Origin of the sequence: Achromobacter sp. SIMBA_011, assembly GCF_046535435.1 — a bacterium.
Taxonomy (GTDB): Bacteria; Pseudomonadota; Gammaproteobacteria; order Burkholderiales; family Burkholderiaceae_B; genus Achromobacter; species Achromobacter dolens.
In genome coordinates this window covers 417,826-438,809 of sequence record NZ_JAWRWN010000003.1, presented here as the reverse complement: position 1 = coordinate 438,809, position 20,984 = coordinate 417,826, and the positions used below count along the sequence as shown (strand labels likewise).

15 protein-coding genes are annotated in these 20,984 nt (G+C 67.6%); 7 read left to right on the top strand and 8 right to left on the bottom strand.

The annotated features are described in order from the left end of the window. Window positions 1-44 precede the first annotated feature (44 nt). A complete protein-coding gene (locus SB816_RS15105; RefSeq protein ID WP_054504138.1) occupies window positions 45-1,463 on the top strand; it encodes a DHA2 family efflux MFS transporter permease subunit in 1,419 nt (472 codons plus the stop codon). 76 nt (window positions 1,464-1,539) lie between these two features. On the opposite strand, the gene SB816_RS15100 is transcribed toward SB816_RS15105, so the two are convergent. Next, window positions 1,540-2,160: a chorismate--pyruvate lyase family protein gene (locus SB816_RS15100; protein WP_064525540.1), complete on the bottom strand. Its 621-nt coding sequence runs from the start codon at window positions 2,158-2,160 to the stop codon at window positions 1,540-1,542. 126 nt (window positions 2,161-2,286) lie between these two features. Between SB816_RS15100 and SB816_RS15095 the strand changes: the two genes are divergently transcribed. After that, window positions 2,287-3,018 carry a pseudouridine synthase gene (locus tag SB816_RS15095; protein ID WP_054504139.1) on the top strand — a complete coding sequence of 244 codons (732 nt, stop codon included), beginning with the start codon at window positions 2,287-2,289 and terminating at the stop codon, window positions 3,016-3,018. A gap of 89 nt (window positions 3,019-3,107) precedes the next feature. Here the strand turns inward: SB816_RS15095 and SB816_RS15090 are convergent, their stop codons facing one another. Continuing rightward, window positions 3,108-4,013 (bottom strand): LysR family transcriptional regulator, encoded by a 906-nt coding sequence (locus SB816_RS15090; RefSeq protein WP_006394388.1) that lies wholly within the window; start codon window positions 4,011-4,013, stop codon window positions 3,108-3,110. Between the two features lie 336 nt (window positions 4,014-4,349). Between SB816_RS15090 and SB816_RS15085 the strand changes: the two genes are divergently transcribed. From SB816_RS15085 to adeC, 3 genes are read left to right on the top strand one after another with little or no spacing between them, the layout of a single operon-like run. Then, a complete protein-coding gene (locus tag SB816_RS15085) occupies window positions 4,350-5,543 on the top strand; it encodes an efflux RND transporter periplasmic adaptor subunit (RefSeq protein WP_049074437.1) in 1,194 nt (397 codons plus the stop codon). 14 nt (window positions 5,544-5,557) lie between these two features. After that, window positions 5,558-8,740, top strand: coding sequence for an efflux RND transporter permease subunit (locus SB816_RS15080; RefSeq protein WP_054504140.1), 3,183 nt, complete (start codon window positions 5,558-5,560; stop codon window positions 8,738-8,740). Further along, window positions 8,737-10,227, top strand: a complete 1,491-nt coding sequence (gene adeC, locus SB816_RS15075; protein WP_064525522.1) for an AdeC/AdeK/OprM family multidrug efflux complex outer membrane factor — start codon at window positions 8,737-8,739, stop codon at window positions 10,225-10,227. Before SB816_RS15080 ends, adeC begins: the two co-directional genes overlap by 4 nt. A gap of 78 nt (window positions 10,228-10,305) precedes the next feature. On the opposite strand, the gene SB816_RS15070 is transcribed toward adeC, so the two are convergent. Both SB816_RS15070 and SB816_RS15065 read right to left on the bottom strand, forming a co-directional pair. Beyond that, window positions 10,306-10,557, bottom strand: a complete 252-nt coding sequence (locus SB816_RS15070) for a GlsB/YeaQ/YmgE family stress response membrane protein (RefSeq protein WP_049074432.1) — start codon at window positions 10,555-10,557, stop codon at window positions 10,306-10,308. 142 nt (window positions 10,558-10,699) lie between these two features. Further along, window positions 10,700-11,314 (bottom strand): SCO family protein, encoded by a 615-nt coding sequence (locus SB816_RS15065; protein ID WP_054504173.1) that lies wholly within the window; start codon window positions 11,312-11,314, stop codon window positions 10,700-10,702. Window positions 11,315-11,536: 222 nt separating this feature from the next. On the opposite strand from SB816_RS15065, the gene SB816_RS15060 reads away from it, so the two are divergent. Then, complete coding sequence (locus tag SB816_RS15060; RefSeq protein ID WP_081273498.1) at window positions 11,537-12,268, top strand: class I SAM-dependent methyltransferase; 732 nt, start codon at window positions 11,537-11,539, stop codon at window positions 12,266-12,268. A 59-nt stretch (window positions 12,269-12,327) separates the two neighbouring features. Here the strand turns inward: SB816_RS15060 and SB816_RS15055 are convergent, their stop codons facing one another. The 4 genes from SB816_RS15055 to SB816_RS15040 all read right to left on the bottom strand — a co-directional run bounded on the left by SB816_RS15055 (window position 12,328) and on the right by SB816_RS15040 (window position 17,837). Continuing rightward, a complete protein-coding gene (locus SB816_RS15055) occupies window positions 12,328-14,394 on the bottom strand; it encodes a M3 family metallopeptidase (RefSeq protein WP_336236228.1) in 2,067 nt (688 codons plus the stop codon). Between the two features lie 217 nt (window positions 14,395-14,611). Beyond that, a complete protein-coding gene (gene folD, locus SB816_RS15050; RefSeq protein ID WP_024068618.1) occupies window positions 14,612-15,463 on the bottom strand; it encodes a bifunctional methylenetetrahydrofolate dehydrogenase/methenyltetrahydrofolate cyclohydrolase FolD in 852 nt (283 codons plus the stop codon). Continuing rightward, a complete protein-coding gene (locus SB816_RS15045) occupies window positions 15,460-16,086 on the bottom strand; it encodes a response regulator transcription factor (RefSeq protein WP_020927318.1) in 627 nt (208 codons plus the stop codon). Before SB816_RS15045 ends, folD begins: the two co-directional genes overlap by 4 nt. Then, entirely contained in the window at window positions 16,083-17,837 is a 1,755-nt protein-coding gene (locus tag SB816_RS15040) for a PAS domain S-box protein (protein WP_020927319.1), read from the bottom strand. Before SB816_RS15040 ends, SB816_RS15045 begins: the two co-directional genes overlap by 4 nt. Before the next feature lie 431 nt (window positions 17,838-18,268). On the opposite strand from SB816_RS15040, the gene aceE reads away from it, so the two are divergent. Next, window positions 18,269-20,977, top strand: coding sequence for a pyruvate dehydrogenase (acetyl-transferring), homodimeric type (gene aceE, locus SB816_RS15035; RefSeq protein WP_064525520.1), 2,709 nt, complete (start codon window positions 18,269-18,271; stop codon window positions 20,975-20,977). Window positions 20,978-20,984: the final 7 nt, after the last annotated feature.

Below are 20,984 nucleotides of genomic sequence, written 5' to 3'. Positions count from 1 at the left end.
ACGCCCTCGCGACCTTTCCGACGCCATTTCCGAGTCCGATCGACATGCATTCCAATGCCACCTCCGCGGCTCCCCATGCCGCCGCCGCGCCGCTCGCGGCCCAATCTCCCTGGCCGATCTTCTGGATCGCCAGCGTGGCCGTGTTCCTGGTTTCCCTGGACGCGACCATGCTCTACGCCGCGTTCGGCGCCATGCGCGCCGGCTTTCCGCAGGCCTCGGCCGCCGACATGTCCTGGGTGCTGAACGCCTACACAGTGGTCTACGCCGCCATGCTGATCCCGTCCGGCGGGCTGGCCGACACGCATGGACGCAAGCGCATGTTCATGGTCGGGGTGCTGCTGTTCCTGGCGGCCTCGGCTGCCTGCGGCCTGGCGGGCAGCGTCGGTTGGCTGATAGCGGCGCGCGTGGCGCAGGCGGTCGGCGCGGCGCTGCTGACGCCGGCCTCGCTGTCCATCGTGCTTGCCGCCTTCCCGGCCTCGCAGCGCTCGGTGGCGGTGAGCCTGTGGGGCGCGGTGGCCGCGCTGGCGGCGGCGGTCGGTCCCAGCCTGGGCGCGTTCGTGGTCGATGCCGCCGGCTGGCCGTGGGCCTTCTACATCAACCTGCCGTTGGGCGCGTTGTCGCTCTGGTTCGGCGCCAGCCGCCTCAAGGAATCGGTGCGGCCCGAAGCGCGGCGGCGCGTCGACGGCGTCGGCATGGCGCTGCTGATGGTGGGCGTCGGCGCGGTGGCGCTGGCCATCGTGCAGTCGGAATCCCCGCACTGGAGCCGTGGCGAGCTGTGGATGGTGGCGGCGATGGGGCTGGTGTCGCTGGCGGCCTTCGTGGGCTGGGCCCGCAGCACGCCGCATCCGCTGGTCGATCTGGCGCTGTTCAAGCATCGCACCTATCGCTACGTGAACCTGGCCACGCTCAGCTTCGGCATCGCCTTCGCGATGATGTTCTTCGCCTTCTTCTTCTACATGACCGGCGTCTGGCACTACAGTCTGCCGCGCGCGGGCCTGGCCGTGACGCCGGGCCCGCTGCTGGTGATGCCCACCGCGATCATCACCGGCAAGCTGGCGGCGCGCCTGGGCCATCGCCCGTTCCTGGTGGGCGGCTCGCTGGTGTACGCCGCCAGCGGACTGTGGTTCCTGCTGGTGCCGGGCGCCGAGCCCGCCTACCTGGCGCATTGGCTGCCCGGCTTGATCCTGAGCGGGCTGGGCGTGGGCCTGGTGCTGCCGTCGCTGGCCGGCGCCGCCGTCAACCGCCTGCCGCCGCAGCACTACGCGGTCGGCAGCGCGGTCAACCAGGCCACGCGCCAGATCGGCGCGGTGCTGGGGGTGGCGTTGACGGTGCTGTTGCTGGGCAAGGGGGCGCTGAGCCACGCGGACTTCGATCCGCTGTATATCGGCCATGTGGGGCTGGCGCTGCTGACGGGCCTGCTCTGCCTGGCGGTGGACACCCGGCCGCGCCCCGCGCATGCGTAAGCGCCTGCGCGGCGGGAACGAGGCGGGGGTGTGCTGGGCGGAGGCGTGCGGCGCGGCGCCCGGCGGCGCCTCGCGGCTAGCGCGGCGTGCGCTGGTGCGGCACCAGCGGCGGCGCCGCGCGCCCGGCCACCAGGCGCCAGAAATCCGGCAGGAAGCATTCCGCCACCAGCAGCGGCTGGCCCTGGCGCCAGAACACCGAGCGTCGCGCCCAGACCCGCTCGGCGTCGCGCGGGCGGCCATTGGCGGCCAGCGCGCCAGCGGCGGTGGCGTGAAACGGCACCGGCCAGGCCAGCCGGCGGCACGCGAACGGCGAGCGGATCACGGTGCTGTCGTGATACAGCATGTCCGCCAACGGCCGCGTCAGCAGCCGCCGCATGCCCTGCCAGGCGCCGTGCGAGGCGCGCAGCGGCGTCAGGCTGCGCGCCGGCACGCTGTCGATGCCGTCCACCGACATCAGCACCTCGCGCACCCAGACGGGCGCGCCGGGCGCGATGCGCATGGCGTGCGCTTCGTCGGCGGGCGCGCCGTCCGCGTACTCGGCCAGCACCCGCAGGCGCACCTGGCCGACCTGGCGCAGGCCGGCGGTCAGGGCGCCGGGACGGAACAGCCAATGGCGCTGGGCAAGGGTCAGGACGGGCGGGGCGCTGGCCAGCCAGCCGGCGGCCAGGGGAGGGCGATGTGCTGCTGCTGAGGTCATCATGGCTGCGTATTATGCCAAGGCCGGCGCGCGGCCTGGCCGTCGCGGCCTGTGGCCGATTGCCGCAGGGGCGCCGGCGGCCGCAGGGCGGCGGCGCGGGCGGGGCCTGCGCATACAATACCGGCCATGGAAAAAGTACGAATCTCCAAGCTCATGTCCGAGCGTGGACTCTGTTCGCGCCGCGAGGCCGACAGCTATATCGAGCGCGGCTGGGTGCGGGTCGACGGCGAGGTGGTGTCCGAGCTGGGCGCGCGCGCCTTCCCGCACCAGGTCATTACGCTGGAACGCGCCGCGCAGGCGCGCCAGACGTCGCGCGTCACCATCCTCATCAACAAGCCGGTGGGCTACGTCTCGGGGCAGGCCGAAAAGGGCTACACGCCCGCGGTGGCGCTGATCGACGCGCGTTCGCGCTTTGCCGGCGACCGCAGCCCGCAGCGCTTCGAGCGCGGCCACCTGGACGGCCTGGCCGTGGCCGGGCGGCTGGACATCGATTCGCAGGGGCTCCTGGTGCTCACGCAGGACGGCCGCGTGGCCAAGCTGCTGATCGGCGAAGATTCCAGCATCGACAAGGAATACCTGGTGCGGGTGCAGGGCGAACTGTCCGAGAACGGTCTCGCGCTGCTGAACCACGGCCTGTCGCTGGACGGCAAGGCGCTCAAGCCGGCCCAGGTGCGCTGGCAGAACCACGACCAGTTGCGCTTCGTGCTGCGCGAGGGCAAGAAACGCCAGATCCGCCGCATGTGCGAACTGGTCGGGCTGAAGGTGGTGGGCCTGAAACGCGTGCGCATCGGCCGCGTGGCCCTGGGCGACCTGCCGCTGGGCCAGTGGCGCTACCTGCGCGACGACGAACGCTTCTGAACGCGGCGCCGGCCCGGCGCCGGCGCGCGCTTGCCGGGCCGCCACCGCCCGGCCGCGAGCAAGTTTTTCAGTCTGTTTCCGAGCCGCCGTCATTTCATGAACGGCGCGGTATCCTTCGCCTGCCCGTCTCCGCCCAGGCGCTCCATCAGGAATTCGATGAAGATCCGGGTCTTGGCGGGCAGCAGCCGGGTTTCCGTGACGGCATACACCGGGAACGGTCCCAACTGCCAGTCCGGCAGCACGCGCCGCAACTGGCCCGATTTCTGTTCGGCGGTCTGGCCGCCGACCAGCACGGTGATGCCGGCGCCCAGCATCGCCAGGCGCCGGGCCATGGCCACGCCGTTCACGGAAAAGCGGTTGCCGGGCGTGAACTGGATGTGCTGGTCGCCGCTGTTCAGCGGCCAGCGGGTGACGCGGCCGGCGCCTTCGGCGCGGAACTCGATGCACTCGTGGCGGGTCAGGTCGCTGGGGTGCTTCGGTTCCCCGTGCTTCTCCAGGTATTCGCGCGAGGCGTACAGATGGGCGGGCAGCATGCCCAGCAGTCTCGCGATCTGCGTCGAATCGGGCAGTTCGCCGATCTCGATGGAAATATCGCAGGTCTGGAACACGCGTTGCGCGTGATCGGGATTGGCAAGATCCAGGAAAAACGTGACGTCGGGATAACGGCGCGAGAATTCCATGAACGATTCAGCCAGGAAATCGGTGCCGAAATCGGCCGGCATGTTCACCCGCAGGGGGCCGGACGGCGTGTCGACCAGCTTCTGCAGTTCCTCGTGGGCGATCTGGGCCTCGGCGACGATGCGCTGGCAGCGCTCGAAATACAGCCGGCCGGCGTCGGTCAGCTCCACCTTGCGGGTGGTGCGGCTGAGCAGGCGCAGGCCCACCGACCGTTCCAGTTCGGCCACCTGGCGAGACAATGTCGATTTGGGCACCCCCAGGGCGGCCGCCGCACGGCTAAAACTGTGCGTCTTGGCGACTTCCACGAAGAGTTCCATGCCTTGTAGACGTTTCATGGAAGGGATTCTGTCACACGATGGGGCGATTTATTGTCCCATATCTGGAATGATGTTTTCTCAATATGCCTCTTTGTTTCTCGGGCGGGATAACGCAAAATGCCGATTCTGCAATGCAGCAAAGCGTCGAAGCCCTGCCTGAATGTCTGAGGCGAAACCACACCCCAGTCAATCCTCACGAGCCGCAACGATGCGCGGTCCGGGTGGCGCCGTTGCTGTCGCCGGTTGCCCGGCGGACACCGCGGTCGCCCCGCGGGCGCAGGCCACGGCGGGCGGGTATGACGCTACCTTTTTAGTTGGAAATCGGGAATGCAATCTATGAACAAGAAAAGCGCGATGTGGCGCGGTGCGGCGGTGCTTACGCTGACGGCATCGGCCCTGACGTTGGCCGCTTGCGGCAAGAAACAGGAAGCACCCCAGGCGGGCAAGCCGCAGGTGACGGTCGTCACGCTCACCACCAAGCCGGTTTCCCTGACCACTGAATTGCCGGGCCGCACCTCGCCGTTCCGCGTCGCCGAAGTGCGGCCGCAGGTCAACGGCATCGTGCAGAAGCGCCTGTTCACCGAGGGCGGCGAGGTCAAGGCCGGCGACCAGCTCTACCAGATCGACCCCGCGCTCTACCAGGCCAGCTTCGACAGCCAGAAGGCCGCCCTGGCGCGTGCCCAGGCGCAGCAGAAGACCGCCGCGCTGCTGGCCGAACGCTACAAGCCGCTGGTGGCCACCCGCGCCGTCAGCCAGCAGACCTACGACAACGCCGTGGCGGCGCGCGACCAGGCCGTCGCCGACGTGCTGTCGGCCAAGGCCGCGCTCGACACCGCGCGCATCAACCTGGTCTACACCAAGGTGCTGTCGCCGATCAGCGGCATCATCGGCCGTTCCTCCGTCACCGAGGGCGCGCTGGTCACGGCCAACCAGGCCACGGCCCTGGCCGCCGTGCAGCAGATCGACCCCATCTACGTCGACGTGACCCAGTCCAGCGTGCAATTGCTGCGCCTGCAGAACGCGCTCTCCAGCGGTCAACTGAAGAAGGCCGAGGGCGAGCAGGCCGCGCTGGTCACGCTGACGCTGGAAGACGGCTCGCAATACACCCAGCAGGGCAAGCTGCAGTTCTCCGAAGTCACCGTCGACCCGGGCACCGGCTCGGTCACGCTGCGCGCGGTGTTCCCCAACCCGGACCGCCGCCTGTTGCCCGGCATGTTCGTGCGCGCCCGCCTGGTCGACGGGGTTGCCGCCGACGGCCTGCTGGTGCCGCAACGCGGCGTGACGCGCAACCAGCGCGGCCTGCCGACGGCGCTGGTGGTCAATGCCGAGAACAAAGTGGAACTGCGTGAAATCAAGACCGACCGCGCCATTGGCGACCAGTGGCTGGTCACCGACGGCCTGAAGGCCGGTGACAAGGTCATCGTGGAAGGCGTGCAGATGGTGCGCCCGGGCGTCGAGGTGGTTGCCTCTGAAGCCAGCGCCAAGCCGGCGCAGCAACCGCAGGCGGGCGCCGCGGCGGCCAAGCAGTAGTCAGGGAGCCTTGCATGGCAAAGTTTTTTATCGATAGACCGGTTTTCGCATGGGTGATCGCGATCGTGCTGATGATGGCCGGCGCGTTGTCCATCCTGAAGCTGCCGGTTTCGCAGTATCCGAACATCGCGCCGCCGGCCATCGGCATCGCGGTGACCTACCCGGGCGCCTCGGCGCAGACGGTGCAGGACACCGTGGTGCAGGTGATCGAGCAGCAGATGAACGGCCTCGACGGCCTGGAGTACATCTCCTCGGAAAGCAACGCCGACGGCAGCATGTCCATCACGCTGACGTTCCGCCAGGGCACCAACCCCGACACCGCGCAGGTGCAGGTGCAGAACAAGCTGTCGCTGGCGCAGCCGCTCTTGCCGCAGGAAGTGCAGCAGCAGGGCATCCGCGTCACCAAGGCCACCAAGAACTTCCTGATCGTGGCGGGCTTCGTGTCCACCGACGGCACGATGACCAAGGACGATCTGGCCGACTACGTCGCCTCGTACGTCCAGGATCCCATCAGCCGCACGCAGGGCGTGGGTGACTTCCAGTTGTTTGGCTCGCAGTACGCCATGCGCATCTGGCTGGATCCGGCCAAGCTGGTGAACTACGGCCTGACCACGGTCGACGTGGTCAACGCCATCAAGGAACAGAACGTCCAGGTGTCGTCCGGCCAGTTGGGCGGCCTGCCCGCGGTGCGCGGCCAGCAGCTCAACGCCACCATCATCGGCCCCTCGCGCCTGGAAAAGCCGGAAGACTTCGGCCGCATCCTGCTCAAGGTCAATGCCGACGGTTCCCAGGTGCGCCTGGCCAACGTCGCCCGCATCGAACTGGGCGGCCAGACCTACGCCATCGACAGCTACTACAACGGCAAGCCCGCCTCGGGCCTGGCGATCAAGCTGGCCCCCGGCGCCAACGCGCTCGATACGGCGCAGGCGGTGCGTGACACCATCAACAACCTGAAGCCGTACTTCCCGCCGGGCATGGACGTGGTCTATCCGTACGACACCACGCCTTTCGTCAGCCTGTCGATCGAGGAAGTGTTCAAGACGCTGGTGGAAGCCATCATCCTGGTGTTCCTGGTGATGTACCTGTTCCTGCAGAACTTCCGCGCCACACTGATCCCGACGCTGGCGGTGCCGGTGGTGCTGCTGGGCACCTTCGGCGTGCTGGCCGCGTTCGGCTATTCCATCAACACCCTGACCATGTTCGGCATGGTGCTGGCCATCGGCCTGCTGGTGGACGACGCCATCGTGGTGGTGGAAAACGTCGAGCGGGTGATGGCCGAGGAGGGCCTCACGCCCAAGCAGGCCACGCGCAAGTCCATGACCCAGATCACCGGCGCGCTGATCGGCATCGCCATGGTGCTGGCCGCGGTGTTCATCCCGATGGCGTTCTTCGGCGGCTCGACTGGCGTGATCTATCGCCAGTTCTCCATCACCATCGTGTCCTCGATGGTGCTGTCGGTGATCGTCGCCATCGTCTTCACGCCGGCGCTGTGCGCCACGCTGCTCAAGCCCATCCCGAAGGGCCACCATGGCACCAAGCGCGGCTTCTTCGGCTGGTTCAACCGCAGTTTCGACCGCAGCAGCCACGCCTACGCCAATACCGTGGCGCGCGGCCTGGGCCGCACCAAGCGCCTGATGGTGGTGTACCTGGCCATCGTCATCGCCATGGGCTGGCTGTTCACCCGCATCCCGACCGCGTTCCTGCCGGCCGAGGACCAGGGCATCCTGTTCGCCCAGATCCAGACGCCCGCCGGCGCCACCGCCGAGCGCACCAAGGCCGTCATCGACGAGGCCACCAACTACCTGCTGACCGAAGAGAAGGATGCCGTCACCTCGGTGTTCGCGGTCAACGGCTTCAACTTCGGCGGCCGCGGCCAGAATGCCTCGATCCTGTTCATCAAGCTGCGCGACTGGGAAGACCGCGGCGCCGCCAATCTCAAGGCGGCCGCCGTGGCGGCGCGCGCCAATGCGCACTTCCGCAAGACCGAGCGCGACGCCCAACTGTTCGTGGTGCCGCCGCCTTCGGTGATGGAACTGGGCAACGTCGACGGTTTCGACTTCCAGTTGATGGACCGCGCCGGCGTGGGCCATGAAAAACTGCTGGCCGCGCGCAACCAGTTGCTGGGCGAGGCGGCGCAGAGCAAGATCCTGCAGGGCGTGCGCCCCAACGGCATCGAGGACGCGCCGCAGTACCAGCTCGACATCGACCGCGAAAAGGCGCGCGCGCTGGGCGTGGCCGTGTCGGACATCAACAGCACGCTGTCCACCGCCTGGGGTTCGTCGTACGTCAACGACTTCATCGACCGCGGCCGCGTCAAGAAGGTGTTCGCGCAGGGCGAGGCCTCGGCCCGCATGCTGCCCGAAGACCTGGACAAATGGTACGTGCGCAACAAGGATGGCGACATGGTGCCGTTCTCGGCGTTCGCCAAGGCCACCTGGAGCTTCGGCCCGCAGAAGCTGAACCGCTACAACGGCGTGCCTTCGTACAACATCCAGGGCGGCGCGGCGCCGGGCTACAGCTCGGGCGCGGCCATGGACGAGATGGAACGCATCGCCAGCAAGCTGCCCACCGGCGTGGGCTTCGAGTGGACCGGCATGTCGTACGAAGAACGCCTGTCGGGCGCCCAGGCGCCGGCGCTGTACGCGATCTCGCTGATCGTGGTGTTCCTGTGCCTGGCGGCGCTGTATGAAAGCTGGACGATTCCGTCCGCGGTCATGCTGGTGGTGCCCCTGGGCATCATCGGGGCGCTGGGCGCGACGCTGCTGCGCGGCCTGTCCAACGACGTGTACTTCCAGGTGGGCCTGCTGACAACGATCGGGCTGGCGGCCAAGAACGCCATCCTGATCGTGGAGTTCGCCAAGGAGCACTACGAGGCCGGGGCGAGCCTGACGGAATCGGCGATCCACGCCGCCCGCCAGCGCCTGCGCCCGATCCTGATGACGTCGCTGGCGTTCATTCTGGGCGTGGTGCCGCTCGCGATCTCCTCGGGCGCCGGTTCGGGCAGCCAGAACGCCATCGGCACGGGCGTGATCGGCGGCATGCTGACCGCGACCTTCCTGGCCATCTTCTTCGTCCCCGCGTTCTTCGTGATCATGCTGCGCCTGTTCAAGGTGGAACGCATGAGCGCGCGACGCGATCCGCACGACCCCAGCGCCAACGACGCGCAGGACGTGTCCGTCGAAGGAAAACCGCAATGAAGCTGCAGATGAGAACCCTGGTTTCCCTTTCCCTGGCGGCGGCCCTGGCGGGCTGCTCGCTGGCCCCGACCTACGAACGGCCCGACGCGCCGGTCTCGGCGGCCTATCCGGCCGGCCCGGCCTACAAGGCCGATGCCGCCGGTCCGGTGGCCACCGCCGACATCGGCTGGCGCGACTTCTTCGCCGATCCCTTGCTCCAGCAACTGATCGAGCAGTCGCTGGCCAATAACCGCGACCTGCGCGTGGCGGCCTTGAACGTCGAGGCCGCGCGGGCCCAGTACCGCATCCAGCGCGCCGACCTGCTGCCCAGCGTCGGCATCGCCGGCAAGGAAACCGCCCAGCGCACGCCGGCCGACCTGTCGCCCAGCGGCCAGGCCACCACCAGCCACAACTACCAGGTCGGCGCCGCGCTGTCCTCGTGGGAGCTGGACCTGTTCGGCCGCATCCGCAGCCTGAGCGACAAGGCGCTGGAATCGTACCTGGCGCTGGACGAAACCCGCACCGCGACCCAACTGACGCTGATCGCCGAAGTGGCCAACGCCTACCTGACGCTGCGCGCCGACCAGGAGTTGCTGAGCCTGACGCGCGACACGCTCAAGAGCCAGGATGATTCCTACAAGCTCACCAAGCAGAGCTACGACCAGGGCCTGTCCACCGCGCTCGACCTGAGCCAGGCCGAAGTGTCGCTGCGCACCGCCCAGCGCAACCTGTCGCAGTACACGCGCCAGGCCGCGCAGGACCGCAACGCGCTGGTGCTGCTGGTGGGCCAGCCGCTGTCGCCGGAGATCTCGGCGGCGCTGGACAACGCCGTCAAGCTTGACGACGGCATGCTGCCGACCGCGCTGCCGGCCGGCCTGCCGTCCGAGCTGCTGGCGCGCCGTCCGGACATCCGCGCCGCCGAGCACCAGCTCAAGGGCGCCAATGCCAACATCGGCGCGGCCCGCGCCGCATTCTTTCCGACCATCAGCCTGACGGGCAACGCCGGCACCGCCAGCGCCAGCCTGGGCGGCTTGTTCAACGCGGGTTCGGGCGCCTGGAGCTTCGTGCCGCAGATCACGGTGCCGATCTTCGCCGGCGGCTCGCTGCTGGCGGGCTTGGACCTGGCCAAGGTGCAGAAGAACATCCAGATCGCGCAGTACGAGAAAACGATCCAGACGGGATTTCGCGAAGTGGCCGACGCGCTCGCCGGCCGCGGCACGCTGGACGAGCAGATCCAGGCGCAGCAACTGCTGGTGGCCGCCAACCAGCGCGCCTATGACCTGTCCGAGCAGCGCTTCCGCCAGGGCATCGACGACTACCTGACGGTGCTCGATTCGCAGCGTTCGCTCTATACCGCGCAGCAGGCGCTGGTCGATACGCGCCTGGCGCGGCTGTCGAACCTGGTCACCTTGTACAAGGTGCTGGGCGGCGGCTGGACCGAGCGCACCGTCACGGCGGCGCAGCCGGCGCCGGACGCCGCGCCCGCCGCCAACGGCCAGCGGGGCTGATCCCCGGGCAGTCCGACAGCGAAAAAAAGCGGGCCGATCTTTCGATCGGCCCGCTTTGCGTGGTGCGCGCGCGGCGCGTCAGGTGCGTTTCTTGGCGATCAGGCCGACCACGAACAGGACGATGATCGCGCCGACCACCGAGCCGATCCAGCCGGCCGGTTCGCCCGGGGCGTACCAGCCCAGCTTCTGGCCGAGGAAGCCGGCCACGACCGCGCCCACGATGCCCAGTATGGTGGTCATGATGATCCCCATGTTCTGGTCTCCGGGCATGATCGCGCGGGCGAGCAGCCCGACGATGAAGCCGACGATGATCATGATGATGATGCTCATGCGCGTACTCCTTGCGAGGGTAAAGGGCGATGTGCCCTGATATTACCCACGCGCGCGCCAGCGGGGCTGTAACAACTGGTGTTTGGGGCCTGGACGCAACATGCTGCGCCGCATGGCCCATGCAGCAATGTTGCACCCCGCCTTACGAAGTCAGGTCGATCAACTGGCGCAGGTCCTTGGTCATCGCCTCGATGCTGTCGGTGTCCGAGGCCAGCAGGCGGGCGCGGCCCTGATTGTCGAAAATGTACACGCCGCGGCTGTGGGTCACTTCGTACTGGTCGGCGTCATCGCCGGGACGGGGCTTTTCGATCTGGTAGGCCACGCGGTAGCGGCGCGCCAGGTCGGCCACCTGCTTTTCGTTGCCGGTGACGCCAATGGCGTTGCTGTTGAAGGCGTTGACGTAGGCCTGCAGGATATCCGGCGTGTCGCGGTGCGGGTCGACGCTGACGAACACGATGCGCACGTCGCGCGCCTTGTCGCCCAGGTTCTGCAGTACCGCCGTCAACTGCGCCATGGTGGTGGGGCAGATGTCCGGGCAACTGGCGTAGCCGAAGAACAGCAGCACGGTCTTGCCCTTGAGGTCGTCGCTGCTGACGGTCTTGCCGCCGGCGCCCGGCAGCGAGAACTTCAGATCGGGCAGGTGGCCCTTGACGTTGTAGAGCGTCCAATCGACATTGCGGTCGCCGCAAGCGGCAAGCAGCATGCACAGGGCCAGGAAGAGGCCGCGCCAGGCGCGTCCGGTAAGCAGGTGTCGCATGGGTTCCATCGCCGGTTGGAGGGATAAACCCGTCGATTCTACCCGTTGGCGGCGCGTTGGCCGCGCGCCGCCAACGCTGGTGTTTGTCCCGCCGCAAGGCGCGTGCGGCGCACTTGTGAAGCTTTGTCGAAATATTGTTGGAGAAGTGGCAAATCGGGCCATGCGAACGGTTGTTGACAGCTACAGTCAGGATATTGTCAGTTACCGGCGAGGTGCCACTCTATGAACACCGCGGCCAGTCATGCGCTGGGCTATCCCTATTTTCCGTATTACCCCGTGGTGCTCGACATCCTGCGCAGCCGCCTGGCGGGGCGTGTGCTGGACGCGCCTTGCAACCGTGGCTGGCTGGGCGACATGGTGCGCCCGGCGACCGGACGCGATGTCGAACTCGATGGCATCGGTCCGGCCGGGTTGCCGGCCTCGGCCAATGGCTACCGGCGCCTGACCGTGCATGACCTTGAAACGCCGCTGCCCGCGGCCGTGCCCTACGACGCCGTGGTCTGCAGCGAAGCGATCCACCTGGCGTCCAACCCCGGACTGCTGGTGCGCGGCTTTCATGACGCGCTGCGCCCGGGCGGCACGCTGGTTCTGACCACGCCCAACGCGGGCCGCGTGCGGGTCCGCCTGCGGGCGCTGCTGCGCGGTGTGCACGTCGATCCCTGGAGCGCCGCGGCGCGCACGGAAGGCGCGCTGTTCCCCCTGGGCTTTGCCCAACTGCATCAATTGCTGGCGCACCATGGATTCCACGACATCACCCTGCATTCCGTGGCCGAAACCAGGCAAGGGCGCTGGCTCGATCATCTGCTGGCCTGGCCCGCGCGGCGCTATTGCCGGGCGCGCCTGAAACACGCGCAGGACGAGGACAGCCGCCACTTCTGGCGCCAGGCCGGCTCGGAACCGTCGGCGCATGGGAACTGGCTGGTGGTATCGGCGCGCCGGCCGGGGGAGCGCTAGCGCGGCCAGCCAAAAAAATGGCCCGCTCGCAAGCGGGCCATGGATCATGCGCGAATCGATCAACCCGCGCTCATGCCGCTGTGGCGCAGCAGCGCATCGATGCGCGGGGCGCGGCCGCGGAAGGCCGCGAACGACTCGGCCGCGGGACGCGAGCCGCCGACGGCCAGCACTTCGCGGCGGAAACGCGCGCCGGTGGCCGGATCGAGCGTGCCCAGGGCGTTGCCGGCCTGCCTGGCCGCGGCTTCCTCGAACGCCTCGTAGGCGTCGGCGGACAGCACCTCGGCCCACTTGTAGCTGTAGTAGCCGGCGCCGTAGCCGCCCGCGAACAGGTGCGAGAAGGCATGCGGCAGGCGGTGCCAGGCCGGCGGGAACAGCACCGCGACCTCGGCGCGCACTTCCTGCAGCAGGGCCAGCACTTCGCTGATGCTGGCGCCCTTGGCGCGGTCGTGCATCAACATGTCGAACAGCGCGAACTCGATCTGGCGCACGGTCTGCATGCCGCTCTGATAGTTGCGGGCCGCGACCAGGCGGTCGTAGAGCGCGCGCGGCAGCGGTTCGCCGCTGTCGACGTGGGCCGACAGCTTCTGCACCACCGCCCATTCCCAGCAGAAGTTCTCCATGAATTGCGAAGGCAGTTCGATGGCGTCCCATTCGACGCTGGCGAAGGCGGCGGCGCCGGGCTCGTCCACTTCCGACAGCAGCGCGTGCAGGGCATGGCCGGTTTCGTGGAACAGGGTGATGACGTCATCGTGCGTCAGCACGGCGGCGCGGTCGCCGTTGGGGCGCGAGAAATTGCAGGTCAGGTAGGCGATCGGCGTCTGCACACGGCCGGCGACCACGCGGCGGGTGCGCTCGCTGTCGACCCAGGCGCCGCTCTGCTTGCCGGCGCGGGCGTACAGGTCCAGGTAGAGGTAGCCGATCAGGTCGCCCTGGGGGCTTTCGACGCGCACGCCGCGCACATCGGCATGCCACGACGACACCGGCGTTTCGGCCAGGCGCACGTCGAACAGCGTCTCGATCACTTCGAACAGGCCGGCCAGCACGCGCGGCTCGGTGAAGTACTGCTTCACCTCGTCTTCGGAGTAGGCGTAGCGCGACTCGCGCAGGCGCTCGGAGGCATAGGCCACGTCCCACGGCTGCAATTCGGCCAGGCCGAGTTCGGCCGCGGCGTAGGCCTTCAGCTCGGCCAGGTCGCGCTGGGCGTAGGGCTTGGCGCGGGCGGCCAGGTCGCGCAGGAAGGTGGTGACCTCCTTGGCGTCGCGCGCCATGCGCGTCTGCAGCCGCAGCGCGGCGAAGGTGCCCAGGCCCAGCAGGGTGGATTCCTCGGCGCGCAGGGCCAGCAGTTCCTCGATCAGGGGCGAGTTGTCGAACCGGGCATCGCCCTGTTCGGACGCCACCGTGCCGTAGCCGCGATACAGCGCCTCGCGCAGCGAGCGGTCCTGCGCGTACTGCATGACGGGCAGGTAGCAGGGCATCTTCAGCGTCAGCTTCCAGCCCGGCTTGCCGTCTTCCTCGGCGGCGGCGCGCGCGGCGGCCCGCACGTCGGCGGGAATGCCGGCCAGGCGGGCCTCGTCCTCGATCAGCAGCGACCAGGCGTCGATGGCGTCCAGCACGTTCTCGGAGAATTTCTGCGAGGCCTGCGCTTCGCGGTCGGAAATCGCGGCGTAGCGCTCGCGGTCGGCGCCGCGCAGTTCGACGCCGCTCAGGCGGAAGTCGCGCAGCGCCATCTCGACGATGCGGCGGCGCACCGGCGACCACGAGGCGAAATCGGGCGCGGCGGCCAGGCGCTGGTACTGCTGGTACAGGCCTTCGTGCAGGCCGACCCAGGTCGAGAACTCGGTCACCAGGGGCAGGGCGGCGTTGTAGGCCTCGCGCAGTTCGGGCGTGTTGACCACGGCGTTCAGGTGGCCGGCCACCGACCACGCGCGCCACAGCCGTTCGGAGGCGGTATCCAGCGGCTCGACCACGGCTTCCCAGGTGGGCGCCAGCGCCGGATCGGCGGCGCGGTCCACGGCCTGACGGGCGACGCCCAGCAGTTCCTCGATGGCGGGCACCACGTGAGCGGGCTTGACCGCCTGGTAGTCGACCAGTTCTGAGACGGGGGCGAGCAAGGGATTCTGGGTCATGGTGTTACCAATAGCGTGAGAGGAGGGCGGGCAGCAAGCGAGCGCGCCGGCAGGCATAAGGATCAGGTTGGGGCGGCAGGCCGAAAAGCAAGGGCCGGCCCTGGGCGCGCCCGGTTCCGCGCGGCGGGTCCAGAGACGACTGTGGGTTTGCCCCCGGCCCCCGGAAGGGCGCGGGGCAAACCCACAGGGGTGCCACGGCGGGGCGCGGGACCGGTCTTCAGGCGGCGGCCCGTTCCGCCGCTTCGACGGTGTTGACCAGCAGCATGGCGATGGTCATGGGGCCGACACCGCCCGGCACGGGGGTGATGGCGCCGGCCACCTGGCTGGCGGAGGCGAAGTCGACGTCGCCGCACAGCTTGCCGTCGGCGCCGCGGTTGATGCCCACGTCGATGACGACCGCGCCGGGCTTGATCATCGAGCCGTCGATCATGCCGGGCTTGCCGGTGGCCACCACCAGCACGTCGGCGCGGCGGGTCTGGGCCGCCAGGTCGCGGGTCTTGGAGTTGCAGATGGTGATGGTGGCGCCGGCGGCCAGCAGCAGCATGGCCATGGGCTTGCCGACGATGTTGCTGGCGCCGACGATCACGGCCTCGGCGCCGCGCAGGGCCACGCCTTCCGATTCCAGCATCTTCATCACGCCGTAGGGCGTGCAGGGGCGGAACAGCGGCTGGCCGGTCATCAGCAGGCCGGCGTTGCTGACGTGAAAGCCATCCACGTCCTTCTCGGCGGCGATGGCTTCGATGACCTTGTGCGCGTCCATGTGCTTGGGCAGCGGCAACTGCACCAGGATGCCGTGGATGGACGGATCGCGGTTCAGCTTGTCGATGCGGGCCAGCAGTTCGGCCTCGGTCATGTCGGCGGGGTACTGTTCCTTGACGGAATGCAGCCCGGCCTTCTCGCACGCCGCGACTTTATTGCGCACGTACACCTGGGAGGCGGGGTCTTCGCCCACCAGCACCACGGCCAGGCCGGGGCGGGTGCCCTTGGCGGCCAGGGCGGCGACGCGTTGGGCGACTTCTTCGCGAATGCGCTGCGACAGGGCGGCGCCGTCGATGATCCTAGCGGTCATGCGTGTGCCTCGGGTTTGGCCAGGGCCACTTTCATCAGGTCGGCAACGGTGGTCACTTCAAGTTTTTCCATGATGTTGGCGCGGTGCGCTTCGACGGTCTTGATGCTGATGCCGAGGTCGTCGGCGATCTGCTTGTTCAAGCGGCCGGCGACGATGCGCTCCAGCACCTGCTGCTCGCGCGCGGTCAGGCGCGCCAGCATGGCTTCGTGGTCTTTCTGGGCCTGGTGCTTGCTCACGCGCTGCGTGGCCTGCTCCAGCATGCGCGCCACGATTTCGCGCAGATCGGATTCGTTGAACGGCTTCTCGAGGAAGTCGACGGCCCCCTTCTTCATGGTCGACACGGCCATCGGCACGTCGCCGTGGCCGGTGATGAAGACGATGGGCAGGGGGGCGTTGCGGGCGATCAGTTGTTCCTGCAGCTCCAGGCCGCTCATGCCGGGCATGCGCACGTCGGCGATCAGCACGCCGATCTGGCTGGGGTCATAGTCTTCCAGGAACGACTCGCCGCTGGCGTAGGCGCGAACCCGGTAGCCATTGGCCTCCAGCAGCCAGCGCAGCGAATCGCGGACCGCTTCGTCGTCGTCAACAATGAATACCGTGCTCGACAGGTGGGGCGTGTTCATGCGTGCAACTCCTCGGACTGATCATTCTGGGCCTGCGTCTGAGACGCAGCGCAGGGCAGGGTAAAGCGGAAAATAGTACCGCCGGCGGGATTCGGGTCCGCCCACAGGCGGCCGTGGTGCGATTCGATAATGGTACGGCAGATATTCAGTCCCATGCCCAGGCCCTGGGTCTTGGTGCTGAAGAAGGGCTCGAACAGGCGCTCCGGCTCGGCCAGGCCATGGCCGCGGTCGACCACCGCGACCTCGATGTGCTGCTCGTGCAGGATCACGGCCACCTTGAGCTCGTCGGACTCGCTCTTTTCCATGGCTTCCAGGCCGTTTTTGAGCAGGTTCAGCAGCACCTGTTCGATCAGGATCGGGTCGGCCAGCACGTCCGGCGCGTTCGACGGCACGAAGCTGTCGATGCGGATGCGGCGCTTGCGGGCGTCGATCTCGGCAAAACCGATGGCGTTGTCGACGATGCGGCCGATCGCCACGCGCTGGCGGCGCGGCTCGCTGCGCTTCACGAATTCGCGGATGCGGCTGATGATCTTGCCGGCGCGCTCGGCCTGCGAGGCGGCTTTTTCCAGCGCCGGCAGCAGCATGTTGGGGCTGGTGTGGCCGGCCTTGACCAGCGCCACCGCGCCCATGCTGTAGTTGGCGATGGCGGTCAGCGGCTGGTTCAGTTCGTGCGCCAGCGACGAGGCCATCTCGCCCATGGTGGTCAGGCGGCTGGTGAGCTGGATCTTTTCCTGCTGCACGCGCGAGGCCTCTTCGTGGGTGCGGCGTTCGGTGATGTCGCGCGCCACCTGCATGCGCACGCGGCGGCCGTCGGTCCAGGCCAGCATGCGGTGGTGCACTTCGAACCAGCGCTGCACCGAAGGCGCGAAGACTTCCACGGATTCATCCGTGAAGCGGCCGCGGCGGCCCGCCAGCAGCTCGTCGTGGCCGCCGGTCTGGGCGCCGAACACGCGGCGGTAGGTGCGGTTGGCGAACAGCAGCTCCAGGCCGTCGTGGGTGTCGGCGGTGACCGAGATGGCGTCGTCCAGGCCTTCCAGCACCGTCATGAAGCGCTCGTGCGCGGCGGTCAGGGCCTCGCGGATGCGCTTGGGCTCGGTGATGTCGGTCATCGACGTCATCCAGCCGATCTGGTTGCCGTTGGGGTCCAGCAGCGGCGACACGTACATGCGCGCCGTGAAGCGCGAGCCGTCGCGGCGCTGGGCCTCGACTTCCAGGCCGCTGCTGGGCGTCTTGCCGGACATCAGCACGTCCAGGGTGTGCTGGTGCTGTTCATGGCGGCCCGGCACCCAGTAGGGGAAGGGCGGGCTGCGGCCGATCAGGTCGGCCTCGTTCCAGCCGATCATGCGGCAGAAGGCCGGATTGACGTAGGCGATGCGGCCTTCCATGTCCAGCACGCGCATGCCGGTGGACATGGAGTTCTCCATGGCGCGGCGGAAACCGGTCTCGGCGATCAGGGCGGCCTCGGCGGCGGAACGGAAGCGCGTATAGCGCCACAGCATCAGCAGGCTGATGACGATCACGCACGACAGCGCCAGCACGACCCAGATCAGGCGCTGCTGCCGCATTTCCTGGTCGATGGTCACGAACATGACGCTGTCGTCATGGATGCGCTGCAACCAGAAGAACACCCCCATCACACAGATATAGAGGATCAGCACCATCGCGGGCGTGACCCAGTACACCCCGCGGCGGCGCGTGCGGGCGTGGTCGTGGAACGGCGTGGGTATATTGGACTTGGGCGCGCTGGACATGTAATTTGGGCCGGATAGGCCGGGCATTTTTCATCGCCAGGCCGCCTCAAGATGAAAACGCCCCCGCGGGGCAGCAAGCCGAAGGCGCGGCGTGGGGGGCATTTTAGTGCGTGTCGGCGGGAATTGCCGGGAATCAAGCCCTTCAGAAGGGAGATGGGCTAAAAAAGTGCCTTCCATCCTTTTCAGCTTCTGTTCATATTTTCGCATTATGAAATGCCGTACCGCAACATGAAATTTTCCTTGCGACCGGTTAATCTTCTTTCTTAGAATGCCGGCTGATAGGGAAACCGCTCCCGAGTAGCTGGTCTCTAGCACAACACCCCGACCCATGCATGGCATGGTAGCCCGGATGATCCCGACTACCATGGCGTGTCCGCGAGTAGATAAATAAGCGGGTGCGGTCACGAACGAACCCCAACAGGAGACACACGATGTCCTCTTTCGCCCAGGCTGGCGCCGTGCAGGCTGCCAACGACGAAGACACCCTAGAAACCCAGGAGTGGCTCGAAGCCCTGGCGGCAGTCCTTGATCGCGAAGGACCGCAGCGCGCGCACTACCTGCTGGAACGCCTGATCGACGAAGCCCGTCGTTCCGGCGCCCACATCCCGTTCTCGCCCAACACCGCTTACGTCAATACGATTCCGCCCGGCCTGGAGCCGGCGCATCCGGGCAACCTGGAACTGGAATCGCGCATCCGCTCGTACGTGCGCTGGAACGCCATGGCCATGGTGGTCAAGGCCAACAAGCACAACCCGCCGGACGGCGGCGACCTGGGCGGCCACATCGCCTCGTTCGCCTCGCTGGCCACCATGATCGGCTGCGGCCAGAACCACTTCTGGCACGCCGAAACCGAAGACCACGGCGGCGACCTGGTCTACTTCCAGGGCCACACCTCGCCCGGCATGTACGGCCGCGCCTACCTCGAAGGCCGCCTGACCGAAGAACAACTGAACCACTTCCGCCAGGAAGTGGACGGCAAGGGCCTGTCCTCGTACCCGCATCCGAAGCTGATGCCGGACTTCTGGCAGTTCCCCACGGTGTCGATGGGCCTGGGCCCGTTGATGGCCATCTACCAGGCCCGCTTCCTCAAGTACCTGCACGCCCGCGGCATCGCCGACACGAGCAAGCGCAAGGTCTGGGTGTTCTGCGGCGACGGCGAAATGGACGAACCCGAGTCGCTCGGCGCCATTGCCCTGGCGGCCCGTGAAAAGCTCGACAACCTGATCTTCGTCATCAACTGCAACCTGCAGCGCCTGGACGGTCCGGTGCGCGGCAACGGCAAGATCATCCAGGAACTGGAAGGCGACTTCCGCGGTTCGGGCTGGAACGTGATCAAGCTGATCTGGGGCGGCTATTGGGATCCGCTGCTGGCGCACGACAAGGAAGGCATCCTGCGCAAGATCATGGAAGAAACCGTCGACGGCGAGTACCAGGCGTACAAGGCCAACGACGGCAAGTTCGTGCGCGAGCATTTCTTCGGCAAGCACCCCAAGCTGCTGGAAGCCGTCTCGCGCATGAGCGACGAGGACATCTGGCGCCTGAACCGTGGCGGCCACGATCCGCACAAGGTCTACGCCGCGTTCGACGCCGCCTCCAAGCATGAAGGCCAGCCGACCGTCATCCTGGCCAAGACCATCAAGGGCTACGGCATGGGCCACGTGGGCCAGGCCAAGAACCCGACCCACCAGCAGAAGAAGCTGGAACTGGACTCGATCCGCGAATTCCGCGACCGCTTCGGCATCCCCATCCCGGACGACAAGCTGGCCGACCTGCCGTACTTCAAGCCGGCGGAAGACTCGCCCGAAATGAAGTACCTGCACGAGCGCCGCGCCGCGCTGGGCGGCTACCTGCCGCGCCGCCGCGCCAAGGCCGACGAGCAGCTCAAGGCCCCGGCCCTGGACGCCTTCAAGGCCGTGCTGGAACCCACCGCCGAAGGCCGTGAGATCTCCACCACGCAAGCCTTCGTGCGCATCCTGAACCAGGTGCTGCGCGACAAGGAACTGGGTCCGCGCGTCGTGCCGATCCTGGCCGACGAATCGCGCACCTTCGGCATGGAAGGGCTGTTCCGCCAGATCGGCATCTACGCGCCGGAAGGCCAGAAGTACGTGCCGGTCGACAAGGACCAGGTCATGTACTACAAGGAAGCGGCCGACGGCCAGCTCCTGCAGGAAGGCATCAACGAAGCGGGCGCGATGAGCTCGTGGATCGCGGCGGCCACGTCGTACTCCTCGAACAACCGCATCATGATCCCGTTCTTCATCTACTACTCGATGTTCGGGTTCCAGCGCATCGGCGACCTGGCCTGGGCGGCCGGCGACATGCAGGCGCGCGGCTTCCTCTTGGGCGGCACCGCCGGGCGCACCACGCTCAACGGCGAAGGCCTGCAGCACGAAGACGGCCACAGCCACATCCTGGCCTCGACCATCCCCAACTGCGTCTCGTACGACCCGACCTTCGGCCACGAACTGGCCGTGATCATCCAGCATGGCCTCAAGCGCATGGTGGAAGACCAGGAAAACGTCTACTACTACCTGACGGTGATGAACGAAAACTACCCGCAGCCTGGCCTGACCGCCGGCGACGAGGAAGGCATCATCAAGGGCATGTACAAGCTCAAGTCGCACGGCAAGGGCAAGAACCGCGTGCAACTGATGGGCTCGGGCACGATCCTGCGCGAAGTCATGGCCGCCCAGGAACTGCTGGAAGCCGACTGGGGCGTGGCCTCGGATCTGTGGAGCGTCACCAGCTTCACCGAACTGCGCCGCAACGGCCTGGACGCCGAGCGCCACAACATGCTGCACCCCGACGAGAAGAAGCCGCAGGTGGCCTACGTCACGGAACAGCTCGCCAAGACGGAAGGCCCGATCATCGCCTCGACCGACTACATGAAGCTGTTTGCGGACCAGATCCGTCCGTTCGTGCCCAAGGGCCGCGAGTACAAGGTGCTGGGCACCGACGGTTTCGGCCGTTCGGATTTCCGCGCCAAGCTGCGTGAGCACTTCGAAGTGGACCGCCACTTCGTCGTGGTCGCCGCGCTGCGCGCGCTGGCCGACGAAGGCAAGGTGCCGGTTGCCAAGGTGGCCGAAGCCATCAAGAAGTACGGCATCAACCCGAACAAAGCCAACCCGCAATACGCCTGAGGGTAAA

Coding starts and splice junctions, on each gene's coding strand:
- SB816_RS15045 (WP_020927318.1), bottom strand. CDS start 16,086: ATGAACACGCCCCACCTGTCGAGCACGGTATTCATTGTTGACGACGAC.
- SB816_RS15105 (WP_054504138.1), top strand. CDS start 45: ATGCATTCCAATGCCACCTCCGCGGCTCCCCATGCCGCCGCCGCGCCG.
- adeC (WP_064525522.1), top strand. CDS start 8,737: ATGAAGCTGCAGATGAGAACCCTGGTTTCCCTTTCCCTGGCGGCGGCC.
- folD (WP_024068618.1), bottom strand. CDS start 15,463: ATGACCGCTAGGATCATCGACGGCGCCGCCCTGTCGCAGCGCATTCGC.
- SB816_RS15065 (WP_054504173.1), bottom strand. CDS start 11,314: ATGCGACACCTGCTTACCGGACGCGCCTGGCGCGGCCTCTTCCTGGCC.
- SB816_RS15080 (WP_054504140.1), top strand. CDS start 5,558: ATGGCAAAGTTTTTTATCGATAGACCGGTTTTCGCATGGGTGATCGCG.
- SB816_RS15090 (WP_006394388.1), bottom strand. CDS start 4,013: ATGGAACTCTTCGTGGAAGTCGCCAAGACGCACAGTTTTAGCCGTGCG.
- aceE (WP_064525520.1), top strand. CDS start 18,269: ATGTCCTCTTTCGCCCAGGCTGGCGCCGTGCAGGCTGCCAACGACGAA.
- SB816_RS15060 (WP_081273498.1), top strand. CDS start 11,537: ATGAACACCGCGGCCAGTCATGCGCTGGGCTATCCCTATTTTCCGTAT.
- SB816_RS15040 (WP_020927319.1), bottom strand. CDS start 17,837: ATGTCCAGCGCGCCCAAGTCCAATATACCCACGCCGTTCCACGACCAC.
- SB816_RS15070 (WP_049074432.1), bottom strand. CDS start 10,557: ATGAGCATCATCATCATGATCATCGTCGGCTTCATCGTCGGGCTGCTC.
- SB816_RS15095 (WP_054504139.1), top strand. CDS start 2,287: ATGGAAAAAGTACGAATCTCCAAGCTCATGTCCGAGCGTGGACTCTGT.
- SB816_RS15100 (WP_064525540.1), bottom strand. CDS start 2,160: ATGACCTCAGCAGCAGCACATCGCCCTCCCCTGGCCGCCGGCTGGCTG.
- SB816_RS15055 (WP_336236228.1), bottom strand. CDS start 14,394: ATGACCCAGAATCCCTTGCTCGCCCCCGTCTCAGAACTGGTCGACTAC.
- SB816_RS15085 (WP_049074437.1), top strand. CDS start 4,350: ATGAACAAGAAAAGCGCGATGTGGCGCGGTGCGGCGGTGCTTACGCTG.